Genomic DNA, 1,483 nt, shown 5'->3' on the forward strand with positions numbered 1-1,483 from the left:
CTGTTCACCTCCGCCCCACCGGTCACGCAAGCGGCTTGACACGATCATTGAGATTCCTTCGAGTCCTTGAGGGAGCCTCTTCTCGGTGGGCTCCCGTTGTTTCCATGGTGCGTGCGGAGCCCGTGCCCGGGCGTCGCTCTACGGTGCGATGCCGACCCTGGGAATCGTCGGGGTCGCTCCCTGAGAGGTCTCATCCCGGTGGAGGGCTCCCGTCTCGTCCCCGGGTCGCGGTGCGCGGCGCGGTGTACGGGACCGGCGCCTGCGCCGCAGCCGTGCCCGGCCCGCGGGCACCAGCAGCAGATGGGCCAGTGCCACACCGGCCGTGTTGAGCAGCAGCGAGTCCACGTCGACCACACGGCCGGGGACTCCGGTCTGCAAGAGCTCGATGCCCAGGGAGATCAGCGCGCCCGCCGTGACCGTACGGGCCATGGAGGCCCAGCCGGAGACGGCGATCCTGCCGCCCGCCATCGGCAGCAGCACGCCGAGCGGCGCCAGCAGGAGCAGTCCTTCGGCGATCCGGCGCGCGCCCGCGACAAGGCCGAGCGCCAGATCCGCCTTGATGCCCGCGAACGGCGTCAGATTGGCCGCGTGCACCCACGGAACGTCCAGTGGGCGGAGCGTCAGCCACCCCACCAGCGCGAGATGCAGAAGGAGGAGTACGAGCCCCGCCGTACGGAAGCGGATGACGGCGGTGCCGCCCGGACCTTGACGCACGTATCCAAGGACGCGCGGGCCGGCGGAATCGGTTCCGCCGTCGGCGCGGGAACGCCGCCATGAGACGGGCATCACGCCCGTGCGGCGGATGTCACGGCGCCGAAGCGGAAGCCGGCTCCGAAGCGGAACCCGACGCCGACGCGGAAGCGGAAGTGGAAGCCGACGCGGAGGCCGACGGCCGCGGCGCGAGCGTGGGGACCGCCGTGTCCGGGTTGCTCTTCGTCTTCGGATCGCATCCGTAGCCGCGCGGCGGATAGTCGCCGGGACCGCCCAGGACCACCGTGCCGTCCGTGATCTCGCTGATCTCGCTCTCCGCGAAGGTGCAGACGATCTGGGCGAGCGCGGTCGCGGGCAGGTCCTCGGGCTGACGGCTGAGCCGCAGCGTGCCCGCCGGATCGCCCTTGCGAGGCGCGGAGAGGATCAGCGGACCTCGTACGTACGTGCTGAAGCCCGCGTCTCGCTCGCTCGTGGACGGCTGGGCCTGGAGCTCGTCGAGCAGGCCCTGCGCGATCGCCATGCGGCTGTCGACCGACTTGCCCTGCGGGATCGGCGCCGCGCGTTCCACCGACGCGAGGCCGGATGCGCAGGCCAGATAGATCCGCATCGGAACGCCGGGCCGCGACTGGGTGATCACGCTCTCGCCCGCGACGCGGCACGGCATTCGCGAGGGCGCGGGCCCGGCGTCCACGGGCACCGAGGTGGTCCTGATACCGCACCCGGCGACAAGCGCGGCCAGCACGACCGCCAGCACGCAGGCGAAGCCCGCCCG

2 protein-coding genes are annotated in these 1,483 nt (G+C 72.2%); both read right to left on the reverse strand.

Going from position 1 to position 1,483, the window contains the following annotated elements; genetic code table 11:
* Positions 1 to 138: 138 nt before the first annotated feature.
* Entirely contained in the window at positions 139 to 714 is a 576-nt protein-coding gene (locus GA0115259_RS34080) for a VanZ family protein (RefSeq protein ID WP_093604077.1), read from the reverse strand.
* Between the two features lie 91 nt (positions 715 to 805).
* A partial coding sequence (locus GA0115259_RS34085) for a hypothetical protein (protein WP_370749155.1) occupies positions 806 to 1,483 on the reverse strand: 678 nt, incomplete at its 5' end.

It is taken from the genome of Streptomyces sp. MnatMP-M17 (assembly GCF_900091995.1).
In the GTDB taxonomy this organism is placed as follows: Bacteria; Actinomycetota; Actinomycetes; order Streptomycetales; family Streptomycetaceae; genus Streptomyces.